28 protein-coding genes and 1 pseudogene are annotated in these 24,894 nt (G+C 65.0%); 9 read left to right on the plus strand and 20 right to left on the minus strand.

The annotated features are described in order from the left end of the window. Position 1: 1 nt before the first annotated feature. From nusB to glyA, 7 genes and pseudogenes are all read right to left on the minus strand, one after another. Positions 2-502: a transcription antitermination factor NusB gene (gene nusB / locus D8676_RS15575; protein WP_121581991.1), complete on the minus strand. Its 501-nt coding sequence runs from the start codon at positions 500-502 to the stop codon at positions 2-4. A gap of 2 nt (positions 503-504) precedes the next feature. After that, positions 505-993: a 6,7-dimethyl-8-ribityllumazine synthase gene (ribH, locus tag D8676_RS15580; protein ID WP_121581992.1), complete on the minus strand. Its 489-nt coding sequence runs from the start codon at positions 991-993 to the stop codon at positions 505-507. 101 nt (positions 994-1,094) lie between these two features. Next, the gene (locus D8676_RS15585) at positions 1,095-1,712 is read right to left on the minus strand and encodes a riboflavin synthase (protein WP_121582082.1); all 618 of its coding nucleotides are present in this window, start codon (positions 1,710-1,712) and stop codon (positions 1,095-1,097) included. Further along, a complete protein-coding gene (gene ribD, locus D8676_RS15590) occupies positions 1,712-2,836 on the minus strand; it encodes a bifunctional diaminohydroxyphosphoribosylaminopyrimidine deaminase/5-amino-6-(5-phosphoribosylamino)uracil reductase RibD (RefSeq protein WP_121581993.1) in 1,125 nt (374 codons plus the stop codon). The genes D8676_RS15585 and ribD overlap by 1 nt, the downstream gene beginning before the upstream one ends. Before the next feature lie 3 nt (positions 2,837-2,839). Then, positions 2,840-3,304: a transcriptional regulator NrdR gene (nrdR, locus tag D8676_RS15595; protein WP_121581994.1), complete on the minus strand. Its 465-nt coding sequence runs from the start codon at positions 3,302-3,304 to the stop codon at positions 2,840-2,842. Between the two features lie 104 nt (positions 3,305-3,408). Further along, positions 3,409-4,178 (minus strand): annotated as a pseudogene (locus tag D8676_RS15600) (isocitrate lyase/phosphoenolpyruvate mutase family protein). A gap of 95 nt (positions 4,179-4,273) precedes the next feature. Beyond that, positions 4,274-5,587 (minus strand): serine hydroxymethyltransferase, encoded by a 1,314-nt coding sequence (gene glyA / locus D8676_RS15605; protein ID WP_121581995.1) that lies wholly within the window; start codon positions 5,585-5,587, stop codon positions 4,274-4,276. A gap of 477 nt (positions 5,588-6,064) precedes the next feature. On the opposite strand from glyA, the gene D8676_RS15610 reads away from it, so the two are divergent. Then, on the plus strand, positions 6,065-7,288 hold the full coding sequence (locus D8676_RS15610; protein ID WP_121582083.1) for a serine hydrolase: 1,224 nt from the start codon (positions 6,065-6,067) through the stop codon (positions 7,286-7,288). A gap of 59 nt (positions 7,289-7,347) precedes the next feature. Here D8676_RS15610 and D8676_RS15615 read toward each other — a convergent pair whose 3' ends face one another. From D8676_RS15615 to D8676_RS15635, 5 genes are all read right to left on the minus strand, one after another. Continuing rightward, positions 7,348-8,598 (minus strand): L,D-transpeptidase family protein, encoded by a 1,251-nt coding sequence (locus tag D8676_RS15615; protein ID WP_121582084.1) that lies wholly within the window; start codon positions 8,596-8,598, stop codon positions 7,348-7,350. 289 nt (positions 8,599-8,887) lie between these two features. Beyond that, positions 8,888-9,403 carry a MarR family winged helix-turn-helix transcriptional regulator gene (locus D8676_RS15620; RefSeq protein ID WP_121581996.1) on the minus strand — a complete coding sequence of 172 codons (516 nt, stop codon included), beginning with the start codon at positions 9,401-9,403 and terminating at the stop codon, positions 8,888-8,890. 205 nt (positions 9,404-9,608) lie between these two features. Beyond that, a complete protein-coding gene (locus D8676_RS15625) occupies positions 9,609-10,028 on the minus strand; it encodes a DUF6163 family protein (RefSeq protein ID WP_121581997.1) in 420 nt (139 codons plus the stop codon). Next, positions 10,025-11,068, minus strand: coding sequence for an enoyl-CoA hydratase/isomerase family protein (locus D8676_RS15630; RefSeq protein ID WP_121581998.1), 1,044 nt, complete (start codon positions 11,066-11,068; stop codon positions 10,025-10,027). Before D8676_RS15630 ends, D8676_RS15625 begins: the two co-directional genes overlap by 4 nt. A gap of 102 nt (positions 11,069-11,170) precedes the next feature. Continuing rightward, complete coding sequence (locus D8676_RS15635; RefSeq protein WP_121581999.1) at positions 11,171-11,521, minus strand: glyoxalase superfamily protein; 351 nt, start codon at positions 11,519-11,521, stop codon at positions 11,171-11,173. 89 nt (positions 11,522-11,610) lie between these two features. On the opposite strand from D8676_RS15635, the gene D8676_RS15640 reads away from it, so the two are divergent. The 4 genes from D8676_RS15640 (at position 11,611) to D8676_RS15655 (ending at position 15,873) form a co-directional block, all read left to right on the plus strand. Next, positions 11,611-12,423: a DUF2066 domain-containing protein gene (locus tag D8676_RS15640; RefSeq protein WP_121582000.1), complete on the plus strand. Its 813-nt coding sequence runs from the start codon at positions 11,611-11,613 to the stop codon at positions 12,421-12,423. A gap of 70 nt (positions 12,424-12,493) precedes the next feature. After that, the gene (gene hemB, locus D8676_RS15645; RefSeq protein WP_121582001.1) at positions 12,494-13,525 is read left to right on the plus strand and encodes a porphobilinogen synthase; all 1,032 of its coding nucleotides are present in this window, start codon (positions 12,494-12,496) and stop codon (positions 13,523-13,525) included. Between the two features lie 152 nt (positions 13,526-13,677). Beyond that, complete coding sequence (locus D8676_RS15650; protein ID WP_121582002.1) at positions 13,678-14,031, plus strand: DUF423 domain-containing protein; 354 nt, start codon at positions 13,678-13,680, stop codon at positions 14,029-14,031. Between the two features lie 66 nt (positions 14,032-14,097). Beyond that, complete coding sequence (locus D8676_RS15655; RefSeq protein ID WP_121582003.1) at positions 14,098-15,873, plus strand: SLC13 family permease; 1,776 nt, start codon at positions 14,098-14,100, stop codon at positions 15,871-15,873. 9 nt (positions 15,874-15,882) lie between these two features. Here the strand turns inward: D8676_RS15655 and D8676_RS15660 are convergent, their stop codons facing one another. Both D8676_RS15660 and D8676_RS27350 read right to left on the minus strand, forming a co-directional pair. Beyond that, positions 15,883-16,584 (minus strand): DUF2270 domain-containing protein, encoded by a 702-nt coding sequence (locus tag D8676_RS15660; RefSeq protein WP_121582004.1) that lies wholly within the window; start codon positions 16,582-16,584, stop codon positions 15,883-15,885. Positions 16,585-16,685: 101 nt separating this feature from the next. Continuing rightward, entirely contained in the window at positions 16,686-16,829 is a 144-nt protein-coding gene (locus D8676_RS27350) for a hypothetical protein (protein ID WP_183097114.1), read from the minus strand. Positions 16,830-16,979: 150 nt separating this feature from the next. On the opposite strand from D8676_RS27350, the gene D8676_RS15665 reads away from it, so the two are divergent. Then, positions 16,980-18,044 (plus strand): LacI family DNA-binding transcriptional regulator, encoded by a 1,065-nt coding sequence (locus D8676_RS15665; RefSeq protein ID WP_121582005.1) that lies wholly within the window; start codon positions 16,980-16,982, stop codon positions 18,042-18,044. Positions 18,045-18,046: 2 nt separating this feature from the next. Here D8676_RS15665 and D8676_RS15670 read toward each other — a convergent pair whose 3' ends face one another. Next, entirely contained in the window at positions 18,047-18,544 is a 498-nt protein-coding gene (locus D8676_RS15670; RefSeq protein WP_183097115.1) for a VOC family protein, read from the minus strand. Positions 18,545-18,559: 15 nt separating this feature from the next. After that, entirely contained in the window at positions 18,560-18,994 is a 435-nt protein-coding gene (locus D8676_RS15675; protein WP_121582006.1) for a VOC family protein, read from the minus strand. Positions 18,995-19,184: 190 nt separating this feature from the next. Between D8676_RS15675 and D8676_RS15680 the strand changes: the two genes are divergently transcribed. From D8676_RS15680 to D8676_RS15690, 3 genes are all read left to right on the plus strand, one after another. Then, a complete protein-coding gene (locus D8676_RS15680) occupies positions 19,185-19,655 on the plus strand; it encodes an RDD family protein (protein ID WP_121582007.1) in 471 nt (156 codons plus the stop codon). A gap of 136 nt (positions 19,656-19,791) precedes the next feature. Further along, positions 19,792-20,547, plus strand: a complete 756-nt coding sequence (locus D8676_RS15685; RefSeq protein ID WP_121582008.1) for an arginyltransferase — start codon at positions 19,792-19,794, stop codon at positions 20,545-20,547. A gap of 134 nt (positions 20,548-20,681) precedes the next feature. Next, positions 20,682-21,581: a DMT family transporter gene (locus D8676_RS15690; RefSeq protein ID WP_121582009.1), complete on the plus strand. Its 900-nt coding sequence runs from the start codon at positions 20,682-20,684 to the stop codon at positions 21,579-21,581. A 1-nt stretch (position 21,582) separates the two neighbouring features. Here the strand turns inward: D8676_RS15690 and D8676_RS15695 are convergent, their stop codons facing one another. The 4 genes from D8676_RS15695 to D8676_RS15710 form a co-directional block, all read right to left on the minus strand. Next, positions 21,583-22,062, minus strand: a complete 480-nt coding sequence (locus tag D8676_RS15695) for a CAP domain-containing protein (RefSeq protein WP_121582010.1) — start codon at positions 22,060-22,062, stop codon at positions 21,583-21,585. A 23-nt stretch (positions 22,063-22,085) separates the two neighbouring features. Further along, a complete protein-coding gene (locus tag D8676_RS15700) occupies positions 22,086-23,309 on the minus strand; it encodes an AI-2E family transporter (protein WP_121582011.1) in 1,224 nt (407 codons plus the stop codon). An 88-nt stretch (positions 23,310-23,397) separates the two neighbouring features. Then, complete coding sequence (locus tag D8676_RS15705) at positions 23,398-24,453, minus strand: GH25 family lysozyme (protein WP_121582012.1); 1,056 nt, start codon at positions 24,451-24,453, stop codon at positions 23,398-23,400. A gap of 231 nt (positions 24,454-24,684) precedes the next feature. Beyond that, positions 24,685-24,882, minus strand: coding sequence for a hypothetical protein (locus tag D8676_RS15710; protein WP_121582013.1), 198 nt, complete (start codon positions 24,880-24,882; stop codon positions 24,685-24,687). Positions 24,883-24,894: the final 12 nt, after the last annotated feature.

A 24,894-nucleotide genomic window follows, 5' to 3' on the forward strand; every position in this document is an offset into this window, starting at 1 on the left:
ACTAGGACGCGTCCTTGCCTCGGCCCTCGCCGCGGACGCGGCGCGACACGCGGTCGAGCACCGCGTTCACCAGCTTCGGCTCGTCCTCGGAATAGAAGGCCTTGGCGATGTCGACATATTCCGAAACGATGACTGGCACGGGCACGTCCTCGCGCTTCATCAGTTCATAGACCCCTGCCCTCAGGATCGCCCGCAGGGTGGAATCCAGCCGCGACAGCGGCCAGTCCTCGGTCAGCGCCTGCCGTATCACCGGATCGACAGTCTTCTGGTTCTCCACCACGCCCGAGAGGATGGCGCGGAACCATTGCGGGTCTGCCTCGCGGTACTGGGCGCCGTCTACTTCCTTGCCGAGCCGGAACGCCTCATATTCGGCGGTGATCTCCAGAAGCCCGCTGCCGGCGACGTCCATCTGGTAAAGTGCCTGAACGGCGGCGAGCCGCGCGGCACCGCGTTTGTTCGCCTGGCGTATGGTCGGCTGGCCGCCGGATGGCTGCTGCGTCACCGTCAGGCTCCCAACCGCTCGCGCAGCGCGATCATGGTCAAGGCAGCGCGGGCCGCGAACCCGCCCTTGTCGCCCTCGTTCTTGCGAGCGCGGGTCCAGGCCTGCTCTGCATTCTCGGTCGTCAGGATGCCGTTGCCGATGGCAAGCGATTCCCGCGTCGCAAGATCCATCAGGCCGCGCGACGATTCATTGGCGACGATGTCGAAGTGATAGGTGTCGCCGCGGATGACCGTGCCGAGCGCGACGAAACCGTCATAGTCGGTACCACCCTCGTCCGCGCCGTCCAGCGCGAAGGAGATCACGGCGGGGATTTCCAGCGCGCCGGGGACGGTGACCACGTCATAGGTCGCACCGGCCTCGTCGAGCGCAGCTTTCGTACCCTCCAACAGGGTGTCGGCGAGGTCGTCGTAGAAACGCGCCTCGATGATCAAGAGGTGGACCTTCCCCTTAGGCAGGGCGAAGGCTTTTCCGTGGTTCGAAGTAACGGCCATGCTGGTCTCCAAGTGGGCGGTGACTTAGGCCGAACGGAATGCGACCGCAAGCGATACGTGCTATGCTAATACGCCGTGGCTGAACTCGGCGAGACGAAAGTTCAAAGGCCGTCCCTGGCCGCCTCCGCCAGACGCGCGGCATAGCGCGCCATGGTGTCGATTTCGAGGTTCACTTCGTCGCCTTCGCGCCGCTCGCCCCAGGTCGTCACCGTCAGCGAATGATGGATCAGCAGCACATCGAAACGCGTGCCGTCGACCTTGTTGACGGTGAGCGAGGTGCCGTCGAGCGCGACCGAGCCTTTCGGCGCGATGAATTTTGCAAGCTCGCGCGGCGCTTCCAGCGTGAAGCGCACGGCGTCGCCTTCCGTCTCGCGCGCGACGACCCTGGCCTTGCCGTCGACATGGCCCGACACGATGTGGCCGCCGAGTTCGTCGCCGATCTTCAGCGCGCGTTCGAGATTGACCTTCGTGCCTGTCGCCCAGGCTGACGCGGTCGTCAGCCGCAGCGCTTCCTCCCACGCCTCGACCTCGAACCAGCGCGCGTTGGCGCGTTCGTCGGGCAGCCTGGTCACGGTGAGGCAGACCCCCGCACAGGAAATCGACGCACCGATGGCGATGGTCGTGGGATCATAGGCCGTCTCGATACGCAGCCGCACCCCTTCCGGCAGCGGCTCCGCTGTCGCAACCCTGCCAACGTCCGTGACGATACCCGTGAACATCAGATCGGCCTTGCCCATTCGGCGACGCGGTCGTCGCCATAGCTCGCTTCCCGCAGCAGGCGGAAGCCCGCCGGCATATGGTCCTCGTCGATCGGTGCCGCAAGGCCACCCTCCCCGATGATCACCGCGCCGCGGAAGATGACGATGCGGTCGACGAGATCCTCATCGAGAAAATATTTCGCTGTCGCCGCGCCGCCTTCGACGAGCACGCTCGACATGCCCTTCGCGGCGAGATCCTCGAGCAGTTCCGGCAGGGCAATGCGTCCGTCAAATGTCTCGGTCGCGAGGAAATTGGCGCCTGTGCGCTCGAGTTCAGCCCGGCGTGCCGGATCGCCACCGGAGCAGGCCGCGACCAGCAGCGGCACTTCCCTGGCGGTCTGCACCAGCCGGGACGTCAAAGGCAGCCTGGCCGTGCGGTCGAGAACGATGCGCACCGGCGAACGGCCGGCCAGACCCGGCAGCCTCACCGTCAGTTCAGGATCGTCCGCGACGGCGGTGCCGATGCCGATCACAATGGCGTCGCTTGCCGCCCGCATCAAATGCACCTGCCGACGCGACACCTCGCCCGTGATGGCGATCTGCCCCTCGCCCGGCCGACCGATCATGCCGTCTTGCGAAAGCGCAAGCTTGAGAGTCACTTCCGGGCGTTTCTTGAGGGACCTGGTCAAATAGCCGGCCATGGCGTCGGCGGCCTCTTCGGCGAGCATCCGCTCGACGACTTCGATGCCCGCCTGCCGCAGGATCGCATATCCCTTGCCCGAGACGCGGTCATCCGGATCGGTCGCGGCGCCGACGACGCGCGCCACGCCGGCAGCAACCAGGGCGTTGGCGCAGGGCGGCGTGCGGCCGTGATGGGCGCATGGCTCCAGCGTCACATAGGCGGTGGCTCCACGCGCCAGTTCACCGGCTTCCGCAAGAGCCACCGGCTCGGCATGCGGCCTGCCGCCTATCGCCGTCACGCCGCGTCCGACGATCACCGGCCCTCGCCCGTCATCGCGGACGATCAGGGTGGCGACGGACGGGTTGGTCGAGGTCAGCCCCGAGTGTTTCAGCGACAGCCTGATCGCCGCCGCCATGTAGCGATGGTCCAGCGCTGCCTGCTCTTCTGAACTTGTCGCGGGCATTTTTCAGCCGACGTCCTCATCGCCCTTCAGCTCGCCCAGAACCTCATGGAAATCCTTGGCCTCGCGGAAATTGCGGTAGACCGAGGCGAAGCGCACATAGGCGACGTCGTCGAGCGACTTCAGCGCCTCCATCACCAGCCGGCCGATTTCGGCGGACGGGATTTCGGTCTCGCCGGAGCTTTCGAGTTGGCGCACGATGCCGGTGACCGCACGATCGATCCTCTCGGGCTCGACATTGCGCTTCCGCACCGCGATCTCGACCGAGCGCAGCAGCTTGTCGCGGTCGAAGGGCACCTTCCGGCCAGACTTCTTCACCACCACCAGATCGCGCAATTGCACCCGCTCGAAGGTGGTGAAACGCCCGCCGCAGACCGGGCAGACGCGCCGGCGGCGGATCGCCCCTCCGTCCTCGGCAGGACGGGAGTCCTTCACCTGTGTGTCTTCCGACTGGCAGTAAGGGCAACGCATAACAGGCCTTCGTATTGCAGCGATTCTCGGATCGCTCAACGCTTAGCGCATGGTCCGGGAAAGTGGAAATCGGTTTTGGCCCGCCGTTCCCGGTTCCGGCCAGTTCAGCCGGAAATCGCCGCGCGGGCCTCGTTCTCCAGCCACACCGCCATCCGGCGCCACGGAACCGGGCCGTAGCTGATGCGCGCGACGCCGAGTTCGGCAAGCCGCTGTTTCGGCGGGGCTCCCGGAAGCGCGATGATGTTGACCGGAAGCGTGACGGAGCCACCAGCCTGTCGATCAGGCGTTCGTCGACGAGGCCGGGGGCGAAGAAGCCGTTCGCACCGGCCCCCTCATAGGCCCGGGCGCGCTCGATCGCCTGATCCACGAGCTTTTCGTCGTGCTGGTCGGGCTTGGCTTTCAGGAAGAGGTCCGTGCGGGCGTTGACATGAGCCGGGATGCCGGATGCCTTGACCGCCTCGACAGCGGCGGCGACGCGGCGAACCTGAGGCTCAATGTCGTGGAGACCCGAGCCGCCGACAACCTGGTCTTCAAGGTTGAACCCGACCGCGCCCGCCTCAATGACGCGGGCGACAGTGCGGCCGACGGTTTCGGGCTCGACGCCGTAGCCACCCTCGATATCCATAGAGACCGGCAGATCGACCGCCGCCACCACACGGCGGATATTGTCGAGCGCGAGGTCGAGCGGGATCTTCTCGCCGTCGGGATAGCCGAACGCAGTCGCGACCGGCCAGCTACCGGTCGCGATCGCCTTGGCGCCCGCGCCGGAGACGATCTTTGCGCTGCCCGGGTCCCAGATGTTGAAGAGGACGACGGGATCGCCCTTCACGTGCAGCGCGTGGAAGGTGCGGGCGTGTTCGATCTGGCTGGCCATGACTGCGGCTCTCCGGGTTCGGGTCGAAGATGACGCAGCCTACACCGGAAAACCGCGTTTCCGCGACAATCGTTTCACGGTGAGGCCGCGACCGTTCAGCCCAGATACGGATACAGCGGGAACCTGTCCGTCAGCGCCAGCACCTTCTGCTTCACCGCTGCCTCGACCGCGGCGTTGCCCTCGTCGGAATTGGCGGCCTTCAGCCCGTCCAGCACCTCGGCGATCAGCCTGCCGATCTCGCGGAATTCGGCGGCGCCGAAACCGCGCGTCGTGCCGGCCGGAGTGCCCAGCCTGACGCCGGAGGTGACGAAGGGCTTTTCGGGATCGAAGGGGATGCCGTTCTTGTTGCAGGTGATGTTGGCACGGCCAAGTGCCGCCTCGGCGCGCTTGCCGGTGGCGTTCTTCGGCCTCAAATCGACCAGCATCAGATGGTTGTCGGTGCCGCCGGACACGATGTCGAGCCCGGTTTCCTTCAGGCTTTCGGCAAGCGCCCTGGCGTTGGCGACGACGTTTTGCGCGTAGAGCTTGAAGTCGGGCTTCAGCGCCTCGCCGAACGCCACCGCCTTCGCCGCGATGACATGCATCAGCGGGCCGCCCTGCAGGCCGGGGAACACCGCCGAGTTGATCTTCTTGGCGATGTCCTCGTCATTGGTGAGGATCATGCCGCCACGCGGGCCGCGCAGCGACTTGTGCGTGGTGGTGGTGACGACATGGGCGTGCAGCAGCGGCGACGGGTGCTGGCCGCCTGCCACGAGGCCGGCGATGTGGGCCATGTCGACCATCAGATAGGCGCCGATTTCGTCGGCGATCTCGCGGAAGCGCTTCCAGTCCCAGATCCTGGAATAGGCGGTGCCGCCGGCCAGGATGAGCTTCGGCTTGGCCTCGCGGGCAATCCGCGCGACTTCGTCCATGTCGAGCAGGTGGTCGTCCTTACGCACACCGTAGGAGACCGGCTTGAACCATTTTCCCGACATGTTGACCGGCGAGCCATGCGTCAGGTGCCCGCCGGAGTTCAGGTCGAGGCCCATGAAGGTGTCGCCGGGCTGCAGCAGCGCCAGGAACACGGCCTGGTTCATCTGGCTGCCGGAATTGGGCTGCACATTGGCGAACTTGCAGTCGAACAGCTTTTTCGCCCGCTCGATCGCCAGTTCCTCGGCGATGTCGACGAACTGGCAGCCGCCGTAATAGCGCTTGCCGGGATAACCCTCGGCGTATTTGTTGGTCATGATCGAGCCCTGCGCCTCGAGCACGGCGCGGGAAACGATGTTCTCCGAAGCGATCAGCTCGATCTCATGACGCTGACGGCCGAGCTCGGAACGGATCGCGCCGAAGATTTCCGGATCGGCATCGGCGAGGGTCGTTCCGAAGAAGGAAGCGGAATGGGGCGTGGCGGCCGTTGCTGTTGCCATGGCGGTCAGTCCTCGAGGTCTGTGTTACGGTGGGGAAGCGTATTCGCGGGGCCATTAACACAGTTGTCCCGGCCCCGCCACGTTCGCACATGCGAAGTTTCATCGCAGCTTTGCGACAGCGGGCTCAGGCAGCCGCGCGGGGAAAGCGATCTTCGCCCCGCCCCGGCAAACCGGATGGCAGACACCGGCCGGGGAACCGAATACGGTCCGCAGGACGTTACGATGACGGCGCAAGCCGCCGTGGTCACCATCCCATGTGGCGATCAGCGCTTCGTTTCCAGGACCGGGATGGATTCGGTCATCGTGCCGAGGCGCCGAACTGCACTGGAGGTTTTGCCGATGCCGCGATCGATTTCCGGGCCTGCTCTCCAGACCGCAACCGCAGCAGGACAGACCGCGGTTGCGGCGGCCATACTTGCCGTCGGGCTCTATGCCTCGATAACGCCCACGACGTCCCGTGCACAGGAGAACCTGACAATGTCGGCGCAAGAATCCGATCCCGTGAAGCTTGGGTGGATGGTCGGGTCGCCCCCGCCCGCGGAAAAGATCATCCGTTTTTCAGATCCGGACTATTTCAGCTTCCCCAAGCTGCGCTGGACCGTCTGCCACTTCCGCCAGCTCATGCCGACGGTCGGCGTCAGCCGCGGCCTGGGTGCTCCCGTTCCGATGGAGCGTCGGATCGATGACAGCATAGACCAAGTCATCTTCACGCCACTCGGCGGCGGCCGGATGAGCTGGGCTCAATCGCTGGCGGTCAACTACACCGACGGCATCGTCATCCTGCACGACGGCGTCATCGTCTATGAGCGTTATTTCGGCTGCCTCGATGACATCGGCCAGCACGCGGCGATGTCGGTGACGAAATCGCTGATCGGGCTGCTCGGCGAGATGCTGGTCGCGGAAGGAACGCTCGACGAATCCGCGAAGGTCGCATCGATCGTGCCCGAACTGGCCGCCAGCGCGTTCGGCGACGCCACGGTCCGGCAGGTGCTCGAAATGACCACCGGCCTCCGCTACAGCGAGGACTACGCCGATCCGGACGCCGATGTCTGGCGCTACGGAGCGGCCGGCAATCCGCTGCCCAAGCCGGACGGCTATACCGGCCCGCGCAGCTATTTCGAATATCTCCAGACCGTCGTCAAGGAAGGCGAGCATGGCACCGCCTTCGGCTACAAGACCATCAACACCGACGCGCTCGGCTGGATGATTGCGCGTGTGACAGGCAAATCCGTCGCCGATCTGTTGTCGCAGCGTATCTGGAGCAGGATGGGCGGCGAGCAGGACGGCTATTTCACCGTCGATTCCATCGGCACGCCCTATGCGGGCGGTGGTTTCAACGCCGGATTGCGCGACATGGCCCGGATCGGCCAGCTCATGCTGGACGGCGGCATGGTCAACGGCGAGCGCTTGGTGCCGGAAGCGGCCATAGCCCGCATTCGGGCCGGCGGCGACAAGGCCGCGTTCGAGAAGGCGGGCTACGCGCTGCTCAAGGGCTGGAGCTACCGCGGCATGTGGTGGCTTTCCCACAACGAGCACGGCGTGTTCATGGCGCGCGGCGTGCACGGGCAGGCGATCTACGTCGATCCGGCGGCCCGCATGGTGATTGCGCGCTTTGCATCCAACCCCGTGGCAAGCAACGCCGCCAATGACCCGACCTCCCTGCCCGCTTATGACGCCGTGGCAAGACATCTGATGAAGTAGTTCCCGGACAACTAAAAAGGCCGCCCGGAGGCGGCCTTTCACAAACCGTGCCTGGCTGCTTACAGCGCCTGGCTGAGCTGCAGCTCGTCAACACCGTCGCGGCCGTAGATGTCGTCGCGGAAATGCGCGACGCCGTCGCCGGTCGACCAAGCCGAGATGTAGGTGAAATAGACCGGCACCGGCTGGGAGAGCTGGACCGGGACGCTTTCACCGCTCTTGATCGTCGCCTCGAAGTGCTGGCGGTCCCAGCCGGGCGTGTCGCGCAGCAGCCAGGTGACGAGGTCGCGCACGTTCTGGACGCGCACGCAACCCGAGGAATCGAAGCGCATCAGCTTGTTGAACAGGCCCTGCTGCGGCGTGTCGTGCATGTAGGTAGCATGCGGGTTCGGGAAGTTGATCTTCACCGACGCCATGGCGTTGATCTTGCCCGGATCCTGGCGGAAGCGGAACTTCGCCGCGTCCTCCGTCGACCAATCGATGGTCGTCGGGTCGACTTCCCCGTTCGGGCCGAGGATGCGGATCGAATTCTCCGCCAGATATTGCGGGTTCTTGCGCATCAGCGGGATGATGTCCTTGCGGACGATCGATTCCGGCGCATTCCAGTACGGATTGACGATGATCTCGTTGATCGCCGAGTTGAGGATCGGCGTCTGGCGGTCGATCTTGCCGACGATGGCCGTGTGCCTGAGCACGACGCGGTCGTTCTCGACCGCCTCGATCTGCGCGGCCGGGATGTTCACCATCACATAGCGCGGGCCGAGATCGCCGGACATGGTGCGCAGCCGCACAAGGTTGGTCTGCAACTGGCCGAGCCTGACATCGGCGGAAATATTCATCGCCGCATAGGAATATTTGCCGAGCACGCCGTCCGCGGGCAAGCCGTGACGCATCTGGAAGCGTTTCACCGCCGCATCGACATAGGTATCGAAGGACTCGGAGATGCCGGCGCTGGCCGGCAGGTCGCCGGAGACCATCAGGCGCTTGCGCAGCGCGACAACATCGGGATCGACGACGCCGAGCTCGAGCTTCTTCGTCGCCGGAACCATCGGCCAGCCGCCCTGCGCGACGATGTTGGAGTACTGTCCCACCGCCTGCTCGATATACATGACCGTCTGCGGCGAGAAGATCGGCAGGTTGGAGGCGACCTTGTCGCCGTCACTGGCGCGCGCGTCGAAGGTGTCGTCCCAGTTGCCGCGGCCATTGGACTGCAGGATCTCGGAGATCACGTCCTGCGCTTGAACCTGACCGGAAAAGGCGGCCATTGCCAGCACGCCTGCGCCGGAAAGGAAGAAACGTCGGCTCGTCTTGATCGTCATGGTTCTCTTCTCGTCGTCGCCGGGCTCGGACACCGTAGCCCCAACATTATGGCGGCCAGTGTTAACAATTAGCCAACCATCACCTCAACTCGCCGGTCTCGCGCTGGATGCGGCATCGGCGGCGATCTTCGCCAGCCGCAATCTGCGGCCCATCCCTTACTCGGGTAATTCATCCGATTATGGCGGCAGAATGGCTTTGGCCACACACGACAACGTGAAACAGCCAAAAAGAAGCGGCCGCTGCCTTTCGGCAACGGCCGCCCGGCTGTCCTTCAGCCTTGTCCTACATGCGGTACGCGATGGTGTCGTTCCAGAAACGGTCGAGGCGCTGCAGCGCGCGGTTCATCTGCGTGAACTCTTCCTGGTTGATGCCGCCGACGTGCTCGATCGAGCCGATGTGGCGCTCGTAGAGCCCCGCCACGACCTCGGCGACCTGCTGGCCTTTCGGCGTCAGGCTGACACGGACCGAGCGGCGGTCGATGCGCGAGCGCTGATGGTTGATGAAGCCGAGGTCGACCAGCTTCTTCAGATTGTAGGAGACGTTGGAGCCGAGATAATAACCGCGCGAACGCAGCTCGCCAGCGGTCAATTCCGCATTGCCGATGTTGAACAGAAGCAGCGCCTGGATGGCGTTGATGTCGGAGCGGCCGTTGCGGTCGAACTCGTCCTTGATCACGTCCAGCAGGCGGCGGTGCAGCCGCTCCACGAGCTGGAGAGATTCCATGTAGAGCGAGCGGATCGCCTCACGGCGGTCATCGGAAACGTTAGCGGTCTTCGCCGCCGGACGCGAATTGATCATTGTCTTTGCCTCTCGTCTGTCGCCCGGTGATTGTTTTGTTTCTCACCTTGATCGCGACACTATCGAATGCGCATAAAATTCGACTTAAACGTCAGGCCTAACAAGGGGTTAAGTGGGATAGCTTTGGGAAGAGAGTTAATGAAAACCCCGTCCGGCGAAGAAAATTAACCTAAAGGTTTAGGCGTCGCCGGACCAGACCGCAGCGCTACCGCTCGGCGTTGCGGTGCTGCCAGTGGATGAGCACGCGGAAGCCGATGTAGAGCACCGCCACGCCGAGATGGCTCGACACGATCAGCAGCCGGTGGCCGTAGAGATCCGGAAACAGGAAATACATGGCCGTCTCGGTCACGGCGCAGATCACCCAGATCACCGGCCCCCATGAGGCGAGCATCCAGAGCCCTATCGCCGCGAAAGGATAGAACACGGCAAGCGTGACGGCCGCCACCTGCCATTGCACCGGCATCAGGTCGAAGCGCCAGAGCGGCCCGTCATAGACGCCGATCAGCCGCACCCAGTAGAGCACGCCGAAGAGCAGGCAGTAGCCGGCGACCAGCCGCTGGAACCAGACGAAGGCCTGTTCGGCCAGGCTCGGTCCCAAGGGTCCGCGGTCGGTGAGATCGGTCACAGCCGGAGCTCCCCCTCGGGAAGCGGCGCGAAATAAGCGTCGACAGTTTCCGTGCCGACGTCTTCCAGCCGCGCCGGCTGCCAGTCCGGAGCCGAGCCCTTGTCGATCAGCGCCGCCCGAATGCCTTCGTAGAGGTCGTGGCTCTGGAGCATGCGGTTGAGGATGCGGAACTCCATCTTCATGCACTCGTCCATCGACATGGTCGAGCCGGCGGTGAGGGCACGGAAGGTGACGTGCAGGCTGGTCGGCGAACGCAGCCGTATGGTTGCCAGCGTATCGGCGGCGAACTTGTCCGAGCCCGCGTCCCGCTCCAGGCTGGCGACGATGTCTTTCAGCGAGCCGAGCGAAAAGTGCTTCGCGATGGCTTGAAGGCAGACCCCGTCCGTCTTGCGGCGCGCCGCCCTGAAGAATTCGCGCAGCTCGGTGCCCGGATCGCCGCTTTCGGCGATCTCTTCGGCGATGGCCGGCAGATAGGTGGCCTCGACCGTATGCGTGGCGATGCCGGACCAGAGCGCATCGCCATATTCGATCTTGTTGCCGGTCAGCCCGAGATACATGCCGAAGCTGGAGCCGAGATCGGGCAGCACATAGCTGCCGCCGACATCGGGGAAGAAGCCGATGCCGACCTCCGGCATGGCGAAGACCGCATTCTCCGTCATCACCCGGTGCGAGCCGTGCACCGAGATGCCCATGCCGCCGCCCATGCAGATGCCGTCGATCAGCGATATGTAGGGTTTCCGGAAGCGGTTGATCTGCGCGTTCAGGCGGTACTCGTCGGCGAAGAACTCCGCGAGCCGCTTGCCCTCCTGCCAGGCCTTGTAGACCGCGAGGATGTCGCCGCCGGCGCAGAACGCCCTGCCCTCGGCCTTGAGGATGACGACCTCGACGCCGCGATCCTCCTCCCACGCCGTCAACGCCGTGCTCAGCGCCTTGACCATGCGGTGCGTCAGCGCGTTGAGGGCCTTCGGCCGCGTCAGCGTGACGATGCCGGCCTTGCCGCTGCGCTCGAACCGGATCTCATCGCCGCCGCCAAAATCCATGCCGCCAGAATCCCTCTCCGACCCCGTGCCGGGATTGAAGTGCTAAAGGCTGGCGGATAGGCGCGTCAATGCCGGCGCCCGTCCGGTCGGCAAATCGCGGCCTTATCGGTGGGAAAGGATGTTGACGATCTTGCCGAACGGGTCGCGGACGAAGAAGCGCCTGACACCCCAGGGCTCGTCGGTGATGCCATAGACGATCTCGAAGCCCGCCGCGACGGCGCGGGTGTGGATCTCGTCGACATCGTCGACCTCGATCGAGAGATCCGGGACGGGCGTACCGGAGCCGCCCTCGCTCGCAAAGCTCACCTGCGGCGCGGCCTGTCCAACGTCGGCGAATGTGACGATCCAGCCGTGGTCCATCACGATCTCGAGCCCTAGCAGCCCTTGATAGAAGGGGCGCGCCTTGCCGGGATCGGGCGTGGCGATGTTGGCGACGATACGTCGGACGGTCATGTTTCCTCCTTCGGCTCTGTCATCTCGCGATGCCGGTCGGTTCATGCTACCCCTCGCAGGCTACATTACATTCATTCGGCCATGGATCGATGCGCCGCCTGATCTTCCTTTCGCTGCTCTGCCTCATCCTGCCCGCGGCCGGCCTGGCAGCCGACGCGGCGGACGAGTTGTACAGCGCCAGGGCGATCGTCACCGGCAAAAGCGACAAGAACCGTCAGCTCGGCTTCCAGGACTGCCTGGACAAGGTCCTGGTCCGCGTCTCGGGCGACCAGCGCCTGCTGGCTAAGCCCGGACTTGCCGGATTGAAGGCGCATGCCGGGGATCTGGTTGCCTCCTTCGCCTACCGGGACCGCCTGGAGGGCGTGCCGATCCACGACGAACAAGGAAGCTACGACCGGCCTCACGACCTCACCTGCGCCTTCGATCGCGGGAAGCTCGATGCGGTGCTTGCCGGCCTTGGCAGCAGGCCGTGGCTTGCGGAGCGGCCGACGATCGCGCCGCTGCTTGCGGTGGAGCGCGGCGCGAAGCGCTTCGTGTTGGCGGCCGACGGCGACGAAGACCCGTCCATGCCCGTGTCCTTCGCGGCGGCAGCCGAGCCTCTGGCGATGAAGATCGCCCTGCCGGACACAGCCGAAATCGCAGCCGCCGGTCTCGGTGATGGAAATCTGTGGCAGGCCGGCCAGGGCCAGCTTGAGGCTGCCGCGAAAGCATCCGGCCGCGCCGTGCCCCTGCTCGGCCGCCTCAGATGGAGCGACGCCGATCTCGGCTGGGTTGCCGATTGGCGCCTCCCGTTCGAGGGCCGCATTTACGATTGGCAGGTTCGCGGCGTCAGCTTCGACGAAGCGTTCCGGGTCGCGATGCGCGGCGCTGCGCAGGTCCTGTCCGGCAACGGCCAGCCCTGACCGCCCAAATCGCCGCATTGGTCATCCGGACGCCGCGTGCTAAAAGCCGGCCAATTCCGGAGTTTTGCCGATGAACAAGTTCACCTCCCCCCGCCAGACCGCTGCCCGCACCGTCGACGAGATCACCGGCTCGCGTCGGCTGCGACGCATGCGCAAGGCCGACTGGTCGCGGCGGCTGGTGCAGGAGAACCGGCTCACGGTCGACGACCTGATCTGGCCGATCTTCGTCATCGACGGCGAGAACCGCCGCGAGGAGATCGCGGCCATGCCCGGCGTCTTCCGCATGACGGTCGACCTCGCCGCAAGGGAGGCTGAGCGCGCGGCAAAACTCGGCATCCCCGCGATCGCCACCTTCCCGAACGTCGACCTGTCGCTGCGCGACGAGACCGGCTCGCACATCCTCGACGCCGACAACGTCATCAACCGCGCCACCCGCGCGATCAAGGCCGCGGTGCCCGAGATCGGCGTTATCACCGACGCGGCGCTCGACCCCTTCACCAGCCATGGCCATGACGGCATCCTGCGCGACGGCATCATCGTCAACGACGAGTCGGTCGCCCAGGTGACCGCCGCCGCCGTCCTGCAAGCGGAGGCCGGCGCCGACATCATCGCGCCGTCGGACATGATGGACGGCCGCATCGGCGCCATCCGCGACGCGCTCGACGCGGCAGGCTTCCAGGACGTCGCCATTATGTCCTATGCGACGAAATTCGCCTCGGCCTTCTACGGCCCCTACCGCGAGGCGGTCGGTACCGCCGGCCTGCTCAAGGGCGACAAGAAGACCTACTATATCGACCACGCCAATTCGGACGAGGCGGTGAGGGAGGCCGAGCAGGATCTCGCCGAAGGCGCCGACATGATCATGGTCAAGCCCGGCCTGCCCTATCTCGACATCATCCGCCGGCTGAAGGACGAGTTCCAGGTTCCGACCTTCGCCTACCAGGTGTCGGGCGAATACGCGATGATCCGCGCGGCCGCTGAGAACGGCTGGATCGACGGCGACAAGGCGATGCTGGAATCGCTGCTGTCGTTCAAGCGCGCCGGCTGCGACGGTATCCTCACCTATTTCGCGCCGAAGGTCGCAGAAATGCTCAGGGCTTAGCCGCCGCGGCTCCCGCCTGTGGGAACCGACAAAATAGCACTGCAAAAATCATGCAGGCGAAGTAAGCTCCCCGGCCACAGACACGATTGAGTCCTCATGCCGGAAGCGCAGTTCCCAGCACTGTCGATCCTGCCAAAGGGCGCTAGCGCCCGATGCTAGCCCGTCTGCTCATCCTTGCAGCCGGCCTCTGCGGCGCGGCGGGCGTCGCCCTCTCCGCAGTGGCGGCGCATGGCGGCGCGGCCAATACCGCAACCGCCGCGACCTTCCTCGTCGTGCATGCGCCCGTGCTGCTGGTCGTCGGTATTGCCGTGTTCAACAACATCATGCGCTGGGCGGCGATCGTGCTGCTCATCGGCGTCGCGCTCTTCGCCGGCGACCTGGTGTCGCGCGACTTCGCCGACGACCGCCTTTTCGCGATGGCGGCGCCGATCGGCGGCGGGCTGATGGTCGTCGGCTGGCTGGGCATCGCCGCCTCCGCGCTCTTCCCGCGCAGGCTCCTCGGCTGAGCGCCGCACCCGTTCCGGCAACGAAATTGCGCATCACGCGTTCTTGAGCGCCAGTCGCGAGTCGTTATGCTCACATTGCCTCAACTGCTTTCCTTCGCCGTAATCGCATTGATGATGGCAGCCTTCGTCTGGGGCCGCCTGCGCTACGATCTCGTGGCCGTCCTCGCTCTTCTCGCAGCGCTCGCCGTCGGCGTCGTCCCGCTCGAGGATGCCTTTTCCGGCTTCAGCAACGACATCGTGATTATCGTGGGCAGCGCGCTTCTGGTCAGCGCCGGCGTCGCCCGCAGCGGCATCATGGAATACGCGCTGAGGCGCTACCTTCCCGACGTTTCCTCCATCCGCATGCAGCTCGCGCTGCTGGTCGTGACCGTCGCCCTGCTGTCCGCCTTCGTCAAGAACATCGGCGCGCTCGCCATCATGATCCCGATCGCCTTTCAGTTTGCGCGCCGCTCCAACACATCGCCTTCCACCTTCCTGATGCCGATGGCCTTCGCCTCGCTGCTCGGCGGGCTGATGACGCAGATCGGCACCTCGCCCAACGTCGTCGTCGCGCAGGTCCGCCAGGATCTCACCGGCAAGCCGTTCACAATGTTCGACTTCACGCCGGTGGGATTGCTGCTGACCGTCACGGGCTGCGTCTTCCTCATCCTGTTCTACTGGATATTGCCGCAGCGCACGCGCAAGGATGGCGGCCTCCACGAGGCGATCGACATCAAGAACTATGCCGCCGAGGCAAAGGTGGTCGCCGACTCCACCGTTGCCGACAAGACGGTCGCCGACCTGCTCAAGATCGCAGGCGGAGACGTTCTGGTGACCTCCATCATCCGTTCCGACAACCTGCGACTGACGCCGTTTCCGGACGTGGTCCTGCGCGCCGGCGACAGGGTCCTGGTCGAAGGCGACCATGAGGCTCTCGACAGGCTCGTCGCCCAGGCCAAGCTCAGCCTCGACAGCGACCGCAAGGTGGGCGAAGGCGGCGGCGCGGAAACGGTCGCGATCGAGGCTGTGGTCGGCGAGAATTCCAGCCTGATCGGCTGGTCGGCGGAAAACCTGCTTCTCTACGACCGCTTCAACGTCAACCTGCTCGCCGTGAGCCGCCAGAACGAGCGTTTCGACCAGAAGCTCGGCACGATCACCTTGCGGTTCGGCGACGTCGTGGTGCTGCAGGGCAGCGAGGCGACCATGCCGCGTTTCCTGCGCGATTTCGGCCTGCTGCCGCTCGCCGAAAGATCCGTGCGTCTCGGCAGCATGCGGCGCGGCATCGTCCCCGTGCTCATCCTGGCCGCCGCCATGGGAGCAACCGCTTTCGGCCTGTTGCCGGTGCAGGTGGCGTTCTTCGCGGCGGCCGTGGCCATGGTCATCTTCCGCGTCATACCGATCCGCGAAGTGTACGGCTCGATCGACGGCCCCATCCTGGTGATGCTGGCGGCGCTGATCCCGGTCAGCGATTCCCTGCGCGGCACCGGCGCCACCGACGTCATCGCCTCGGTGCTTGCCGATCTGGGGGCAAGCCTTCCCGGCTACGGTGCGCTGGCGCTGATCATGGTCGCGGCCATGGCGGTCACGCCTTTCCTCAACAACGCCGCCACGGTGCTCGTCATGGCACCGATCGCGGCAGGTTTCGCGTCCACGCTCGGTTACCAGCCCGAGCCTTTCCTGATGGCGGTGGCGATCGGGGCCGGATGCGATTTCCTCACCCCCATAGGCCATCAGTGCAACACGCTGGTGATGGGACCCGGGGGCTACCGCTTTTCGGACTATCCGCGGCTCGGCCTGCCGCTTTCGCTGCTCGTCGTCGTCGTCGCCGTGCCGGCGCTGATGGTGGTCTGGCCGCTGAACTGACCGGACCCTTCACACATGCACGTCACCCTCTGCGACGTCGCCTTCGACCCGGCCCGCCGTGAAGGCGAGGACGAGAAGGGCAATGTTGAACGCCGCCACCGCGGTGACGACGAGCCATCCGGGTAGCAGCCCGAACGCGGCGTTGTTCACGGCCTCGCTGGCCGAATGCACGAGGCCTCCGGGCGCCGACCCGCTCTGCAGGCTCGGCGTCGATATCTTCAGCACCCAGGCAAACAGCAGGATCATGAACATGAAGATGTAGTTGCGGCGCAGCCTGCGGGCGAAGGCCGTCCTGTGCGATATGAGAAACTTCGGCGTCCTGAGGCTTTCGCCGAGGATTGCCAGCCAGTTCGCGGAATGCTCTTCTCGGGGCGAGAACAATTGCGCGAAATAGTGCCGCTCCAGTTGCCGCACCCGTGCGCGGTAGACGTCGAAGAAGCGGTAGCGCCGGGCCTCTATCCAGAGCAGAAGCATGATCAGCAGCATGGCGAAGAGCAGCACGCCGTGATGGGCGCTTGACGTCGAAAGCGAGAGCGAGAGCATTGCGGCGACGACCGTGATCGCCCAGTTGGTGGTGCGGTCGATGCGGTCGCGCCAGCCCGCCATGCGGGCGATCTCGGCGCGATGGAAATGCGAGATCGTGGTCACGAACTCGGCGGGCGACAGCGGTCCCTGTCCCTGGCTCAACTGGCGTGGCAGCTCATTTTGCATGACAGCCGGACACGGCCCGCCTTGATCGGGCCCTCCTCCACTCCGTCATTTAGCACACCGGGAAAACCAGTCGAGGCGCGAACATCGATGTGGCGGGCAGATCAGTGAACCTCTTGCTCGCGCCTGAAGCGCGGCAGGCGCCAGGCCGGAAGCTCGCGATCCTTGCGCGACGGCCGCTCGGGGCGCGGTGGGATGCCCCAGTAATCCCGGTTGATCTCTTCGAACAGATAGTTGACCGGATGCATTGCATGCTCCTTCTTGAATCGATCCAATCGATATCCAGATTTCTGTCTTGGATCGATTCAAAATAATAGTGGAACACGCATCGAAGTCAAGCATATTTGAACCGATCCAAGCCTGATGATATATGACTTTCGATAACCGGAGCATCGGGCGTGGACGCAAAACTCAGGCCGGTCAGGCTGGCGGATGTCGCGAAGGCGGCGGGCGTGTCGCACGGCACCGCCTCCAACGTCTTCTCGCGGCCGGAGATCGTGCGCGAGGAAGTGCGCGAACGGGTCAAGGCTGCCGCCGAAAAGCTGGGTTATGGCGGTCCCGATCCCAAGGGCCGGCTGCTGCGCGCCGGCAAGGTCAACGCCATCGGCGTCGCCACTGCCGAGCCGCTTTCCTATTTCTTCGACGACCCCTTTGCCCGCGTCGTCATGTCGGGCATCAGCGAGGCCTGCGACCGCACGGGTGCCGGTATCTCGCTGGTCTCGGCCGCCAATGACGAGCAGCTTGCCTGGAACATCCGCAGCGCGCTGGTCGACGGCTTCATCGTCTTCTGCCTCGAAGGCGGCTCCCGGCTGGTCGAACTCACCCGCGAGCGCGGCCTGCCTTTCGTGGCGCTCGACTTCGGCTTCGACGATGAGACGATCGCGGCCATCGGCGTCGACGACGCCGCCGGCGCGCGTCTTGCCGCGCGCCACCTCACCGGCCTCGGCCACAAGCGTTTCGCCATCCTCTCGCTGGAGTTCGACGAGGGATCGCACGGTCCCGCTTCCGTAGAACGCGCCAAAGACGCCATCTACGCCGGCACCCGCGACCGTACGGCCGGTTATATCGAGGCAATCACCGAAGCCGGCATCGATCCCACCTCCGTGCCGATCTACGAGACGCTGAACGACGAGGCGACCACCTCCGCCGGGCTGGAGCACTTCTTTGCCCTGGAGAACCCGCCGACAGCAATTCTGGCGATGTCCGACAAGGTCGCCCTCCATGCGCTCGACTGGCTCGCGGCGCGCGGCATATCGGTGCCCGGCGACGTCTCGGTCATCGGTTTCGACGGGGTGCCGGAAGGCGATATCTCGGAGCCGGCGCTTACAACCATCGCCCAGCCCATGGCCAGGATGGGCCGCAGCGCCGTCGAAATGATCTTGTCCTTCGACGGCGCGATCCGCCGCGAGACGCTGGACGTCGAGCTCCTCATCAGGAATTCGACGGCAGCGCCTCGGGGCTAACATCAGGCAGCCTTCGTTCCCTCGTAAGCTTTTCTGAGCGGCTCTATCTCGAGCTTCACCATTTCGAGCATGGTTTCGGCCACGCGTTTGACGCGCGCCGAATCCTTGCCCTTCATCATGTCGAAGAGCTCAGCCGGGGCGATCTGCCAGGACACGCCGTATTTGTCCTTCAGCCAGCCGCAGGCCTCGTAGGAACCGCCCTCGCCCAGCGCATCCCACAGACGGTCGATCTCTGCCTGGTCGTCGCAATTGATCAGGAAGGACACCGCATGGTTGAACTGGTCCAGCGGGCCGGCCTCCATGGCCTGGAACTGGACGCCGCCGAGTGTGAACTCGACGATCTTCACCGAGCCGGGTGGTCCGCTCGGCGATTCGGCCTGCAGCGTCCAAATATTGTCGACGCTCGAATTCGGGATGAGCGAGACATAGAAGCGTACCGCTTCCTCGGCTTGCCTGGCATACCAGAGAAAGGGCATGACCTTCGATACCTTGGCAGGCATGGCTGTTCCTCCAGGTTAGGCCGCTGCTGGCTGATCGCCCCCCGACTGCGTGGCCGCCTCGACGTCCATCCACATCACTTCCCAGATGTGACCGTCCGGATCCTCGAAGCTGCGCCCGTACATGAAGCCGAAATCCTGCGTCGGCGTCGGGTCGAGCGAACCGCCGCCTGCCTTCGCCTTGCCCACCATGGCGTCGACGTCCTCGCGGCTGTCCGCCGAAAGCGCGATCAACACCTCGCTCGAGGTCCTGGCGTCAACGATCTTCTTGGGCGTGAACTCGGCGTATTTCGCGTGTGTCAGGAGCATCGCGTAGATGGTGTCCGAAAACACCATGCAGGACGCCGTATCGTCGCTGAATTGCGGGTTTTTCGTCGCTCCGATCGCCTCGTAGAACGCGGTGGCGCGCTTCAGGTCGGTGACCGGCAGGTTGACGAAAATCATCTTCGGCATGTCTCTTCTCCTTTGTTCACCCATATGACGATCTGGAACTCGGGGATTCGACATCCAGTCAAAAAATTTTACGCGCGTCCGGATCGGTGGCCGGACGGCCTCCGTTTTGATGGCTTTTGCTTGAATCGGCGGCCGCCCTTCACCATCTTCGCCTGGCAGGCGCACGACGCCGCACCACAGGAGAACCAGAGTGAACGCCCGCATTCTCGACGGCGAGATCATTGCATCCCGGCTCGACGACGTCAGTGTCTATGACGGCGTGCGTACGAGGCGTATCTTTGCGTTCCTCATCGATTACCTGATCGTGGCGCTGCTGCTCATCCCCTTTGCGATCCTGGTGTTTTTCCTCGGCCTTTTGACCTTCGGCCTCGGCTGGTCGCTTTTCGCGGTCCTCGGTCCGGCCGTCGCGCTCGTCTATGTCTGGAGCACGCTTGGCGGCCCCAACCAGGCCACCTCGGGCATGCGCATGATGGGCATCCGGCTCGACCGCCTCGACGGCAGGCCCGTCGACGGGCTGCTCGCCGTCGTGCATTCGGTGCTCTTCTGGGCAGGCAACGTCGTGCTGACGCCGCTCATCCTGCTCGTCTCGCTCTTCGCCGACCGCAAGCGGACGCTGCACGACCTGCTGCTCGGCACGGTCGTCACCCGCTCCGACCGCTGACGCACTCGCTCGATTGCCCTGGCCGCTTGACGGGAAAGGCCGGGCGTCGAATCATGTCGCGCACAATCCAGTTGAATTTTTTGCGACAGGCTTCAAGGTAGAGCGATTCGCAAGGAGTAGAATGTCCCGGCACGCGATGACGCACCATCCGACACAGTCGCCGCAGTTCTTCCTGACCGCGCCGTCGCCCTGCCCCTATGTCGACGGCCAGTTCGAGCGAAAAGTCTTCACTCACCTAGTCGGCGACAAGGCTCCGGAGATGAACGATCTCCTGACCCAGGGCGGCTTCCGCCGCTCGCAGAACATCGCATACCGTCCGGCCTGCGAGAGTTGCCGCGCCTGCATCTCGGTGCGCATCCTCGCCGACGAGTTCAAGGCCACCAGGAACATGCGCCGCGTCATCCAGCACAATGCCGACCTGATCGGCGAGATGCACGACGCCGAGCCGTCCACCGAGCAATACTCCCTCTTCCGCACCTATCTCGACGCGCGGCACCGCAAGGGCGGCATGTCCGACATGACCGTGCTCGACTACGCCATGATGGTCGAGGACACCCATGTCGACACCAAGGTCATCGAGTATCGCCGGCGCGGCCCGGACACCTTCATCACCGGCCGGGGCGTCGGCGAACTGATCGCGGTGGCGCTCACCGACAAGATGGCCGACGGCCTGTCGATGGTCTATTCCTACTTCAATCCCGAGTTCGCCGACCGCTCGCTCGGCACCTTCATGATCCTCGACCACATCGCGCGCGCCCGCGCCGCCGGCCTGCCCCATGTCTATCTCGGCTACTGGGTCAACGGCTCGCGCAAGATGGACTATAAGGTGCGCTTCCTGCCACAGGAGCATCTCGGCCCGAAGGGCTGGGAACGCTTCGACGGACACCCCTGACCCTCGGGCAGACCCGACGACCAGCCGGCCCGTAATGCTACGCCGCCGCTATACCGCAGCATTTTGCCCGTGAGGCCGACCTGGCCTCGCGTCGCTAAATGCTGAGGAACCAAAATGCTCTGCGACGGTGCGAGATGCCAGCAACCAACACCAATCATGCCAAAGGCCTGCTTATCACCGGCATAGGCGGCCTCGCGCTCACCATCGACATCCCGCTGCTGAAACTGTCCGGCGGCGAGGCCTGGTCGGTGCTGTTGATGCGCACCGGCACGACCTTCCTCTCCGCCCTCGTCATCTGGGCGATCTGGCGGCTGATCACACCGTCGGCGCCGAAGCTGGTCCCCGGCCGCAAAGGCCTGATCGTCGCCGGCCTCTACGGCCTCGGCTCGATCTTCTTCATCACGGCGGTCTACAACACGACGACCGCGAACCTCGTCTTCATCCTCGCCTTCAACACCATGTTCGCGGCGCTGCTGTCATGGATCTTCCTCGGCGAGCGGCCGCGCGGCGGCACCCTTCTCGCCATGGCCGCGATGATCCTCGGCATCCTCATCATCGTCTGGGACTCGGTCGGCACTGGCAACCTGTTCGGCGACCTGATGGCCGCCTGCGCGGCGCTCAGTCTTGCAGCGGCCATCACCATCTCGCGCGCCAGCAACGACGACATGGGATTTACCGCGCTCGTCGGCGTCATCTTCCCCTTCGCCGTGGCGGCGTTCATGGTCGGCGGCACCGGTTTCCGCGTCGACGAGCCCTGGTGGCTCCTCTTCAACGGCGCGGTGATCATGCCGCTGTCGTTCTTCTGCCTCGCCCAGGGGCCGCGCTACATCTCCGGCCCCGAGGTCGCGATGTTCTATCTGCTGGAGACGGTGCTCGCGCCTGTCTGGATGTGGCTGATCTTCCACGAGACGCCTTCGCGCGCCAGCCTGACCGGCGGCATCATCCTCATCACGGCGCTCGTTGCACATTCCATCTGGCAACTGGCCGAGGGACGCAAGCGCCGCGCCGCGCTGGCAGTCAGATATCCGGCGTAGGCTATCTGCCCAGCACCAGCGCCCAGTATTTCCGCCCCTGCCCGTCTTCGGCCGACGCCAGCCCGTAATGGGCGAAGCGGGGGTCGAGCATGTTGCGGCGATGGCCTTGCGAATCCATCCACATCTGGAACAGCTTCTCGGTGCTCATCGCACCATGGGCGACGTTTTCGGCCGCCGCGCCCTCGACGCCGTTCTCCTTCATGCGAGTGGCGAAATCCTTGCGCCAGCCGGTGCGGTGGTTCATCGACGACGCGCTGGCCATGTAGCCCGCCTGCTGCGCCGCAGCCTTCTCCAGCCTCCTGTCGGGCGACAGCGGCGGCAGGCCGTGGTCGGTGCGGATCGAGGTCAGATACATCTCGCCGGAAGCCGACGCGCCAACGCCTGCGCCGCCCTTCACGCCCTGGCAGCCGGCAACGGCCAGTAGCCCCAGCAGCACAAATATCGCGGCCGGCCGGTATGGCCGTGTGGTGTCGTTGGTCATGCGTTACCCGAGACGTGGAAACCCTACGTCTTCAATCCGATTGTGGCTTTTGCCGGGCCGGCTTCGCCTTCAGGCGCGGCTTCCACGACGGCCGGCAGTTCGGCGATCGGCTCGGGGGCCGCTTCGACCGCCAGTTCCGCCTCGCGCAGCCACTCGCGCCAGATCGACACCAGCAGCGCCATCAGCACCGGGCCGATGAACAGCCCGAGCAGGCCCATCGTCTTCACGCCACCGATCAGCCCGAAGAAGGTCGGCAGGAAAGGCAGCTTGATCGGCCCGCCGACGAGTTTCGGCCGCAGCGTCTTGTCGACGATGAAAAGCTCGATGGAGCCCCACAGGAAAAGCGCAACGCCGGCGAATGGCGAACCGCTGGCGACCAGGTAGATCGACACCAGCGTGAAGGAAAGCGGCGCGCCGCCGGGGATCAGCGCCATCAGGCCGGTGAGCGCACCGAGCGTGACCGGCGACGGCACCCCGGCGATCCAGTAGGCGATGCCAAGCACCACGCCCTCGCCGATCGCAATCAGCGTCATGCCGGTGACGGTCGAGCTGATCGTCGCCGGCACCACGCGCGAGATGCGCTCCCAACGCATCGGCAGGATGCGTTCGCCGAGCCGGTCCACCTGCGCGGCGAACCGCTCACCGTCGCGATAGGTGAAGAACAGCGCGATCAGCATGAAAAGCAGGGTGAGCAGCAGGCTGAAGGCGCTGCCGCCCGCCGCCACCACGCCGCGGTAGATACTGCCTATGTTGGCGCCGCTGACGAGCTGGATGATCTCGCCGATGCCGCCGGGATGGGCCAGATGCCTCGTCCACTGCTGGTCGAGCCACTCGCCGACGATCGGCAGTTGGGCGATCCATCCGGGCGTCGGTGCGCCGAGGCGGTTGGTTTCCAGAGCCCAGCCGACCCATTCCCGTATTTCGGTGATCGCGTAGCTGCCGGCCAGCGTGATCGGCACGATGAGAAAGGCCAGGATCAGCAGCAGCGCGATGCTGGCGGCGATCGTCCGGCTGCCGCCGACCGCGTCCAGCAGCTTGCGGTAGAGCGGCCAGCTCGCGAAGGCGATGACCAGCGCGGCAAGGACGGGAACGATGAAGCCGTGGAAGAAATAGACGCCGGCCAGTATCACCAGCAGCAGCAGCCAGCGCGCTGCCGAAAGCGGGGCGATCACCGCCGCCCGCGTCGGCGCAGCCGCGCCGAAGAGCGGCCGTTCCCGCTCGACTGCCCTGATCCTAGGTTCCTTCAACGGCGCTTTTCCCAGCTTAACCTGTCACATAGTGCATAAAGACCGCGACAGGCAAATGGCGGGAGATGGCGCCCTCGATCAAACTCGCCTACTGCGACGCGACCAGCGCCTGTCCGCCGACCCAGCGGCGCCATTGCGCTTCGGTACCGTTGAACACGTTGAGGTCGATCTTGCCCTTCACGCCCTGCGACAAGCCCGATCCGGAATATTGCCAGAACACGAAGTCGCGGCCCGGATAGACCTTCGAGGGATGCTCGGCCACGGCGCGCAGCCAGAACGGGTAGTTCTTGAAATGGCCGCGCAGATTGTCGGCGTAGAAGTCGGGGGCGGTGTAGATGACCGGCCGCTGGCCGTAATGCGCCTCCAGCCGGTCCATGAAGACCTGCATCTTCTCGCGCCGCTTCTCGGGCAAGAGCCTGCGCTTGCAGCTCGACTGGCCGTTGTATTCCACGTCGATGACGGGCGGCAGCGCGCCCTCGACCTTGGGCACGTTGCGGATGAACCAGTCGGCCTGCTCGCTCGCCACCCGGCACCAGTAGAAGAAATGATAGGCGCCGCGCTTCAGGCCGGCCTGATGCGCCTCGCGCCAGTTCTTCTTGAACATGGGGTCGAGATGGTCGCCGCCGTCGGTCGCCTTGATGTAGACGAAATTGGCGCCCTGGGTGCGCAGCGTCGGCCAGTCGATGTCGCCCTGCCAGCGGGAGACGTCGACGCCGTGCACGGCATAGTTCTTGGGCGACAGCTTGCCGAAATTGATCGGCTTGGCGTCGCGGAAACGGTGCCGATGGATGGGTCCAACGGCCGCCTTGGCGACTTTCGACTTTTCCGGGACAACGAGCGCCACACGCTCCATGGCCTCGACCGCGCTCGGCTCGTCGTCGCCGACCAGCGCGCTCGGCACCACCGGCGGCATGCCGGCATCGGCGAGAGTGGTCATCTCCTCGTTGATGCTGACGATTTCGGCCTGTGCCGTGGCCGCGGCCGCGGAGACGGGCGCGTTCGGCCGCGGGATGGAACTCGTGGTTTCCGTGGAGGGTTTCAGCCTGTCGAGACCGAGCGCGTCGATGCCCTTGCTGCTGGCCGTACAACCGGCGAGGCCGATCGCGGACATTCCCAGGCATGCCAGGAGAAGAAACGAACGCATGTTGCCCCGTACGCGTTACAAACCGAAGGCAGGTCGGCACGTGCAGACCCGAAGACTCAAGTCGCTAGCGGGGAAATACCAACAAAGTTTGAATCAAATCCTTAACGGGACGGCCGGCGACGACGAATCGCTGGCGGTTTGGGTTAAGACGACGTCAAAAATCCGGAAAAAATGCAGCGGGGGCGCCTGGAGGCAGGCGCCCGGGGTCGGCTCAGTGCGAGCGGACGGAGGTCAATAGCACAGATGACGTGCCTGACAGGAGGCGATGACATGGGCCGGCGGTACCAGGCCTTTTTCGATCGCGACGATGCGATGCCGTTCGAGCATGCCGCGCAATTCCTCGGGACGCACGCTGTCGCGCGCCATCACCAACTTCACCATCGGATCGTCCAGCAGTTCGTCTAGTACGGTAGTCGTGCCCTCGGTCATCTTTCGCCTCCT

This window comes from Mesorhizobium sp. YM1C-6-2, assembly GCF_003666685.1.
GTDB lineage: Bacteria > Pseudomonadota > Alphaproteobacteria > Rhizobiales > Rhizobiaceae > Mesorhizobium_K.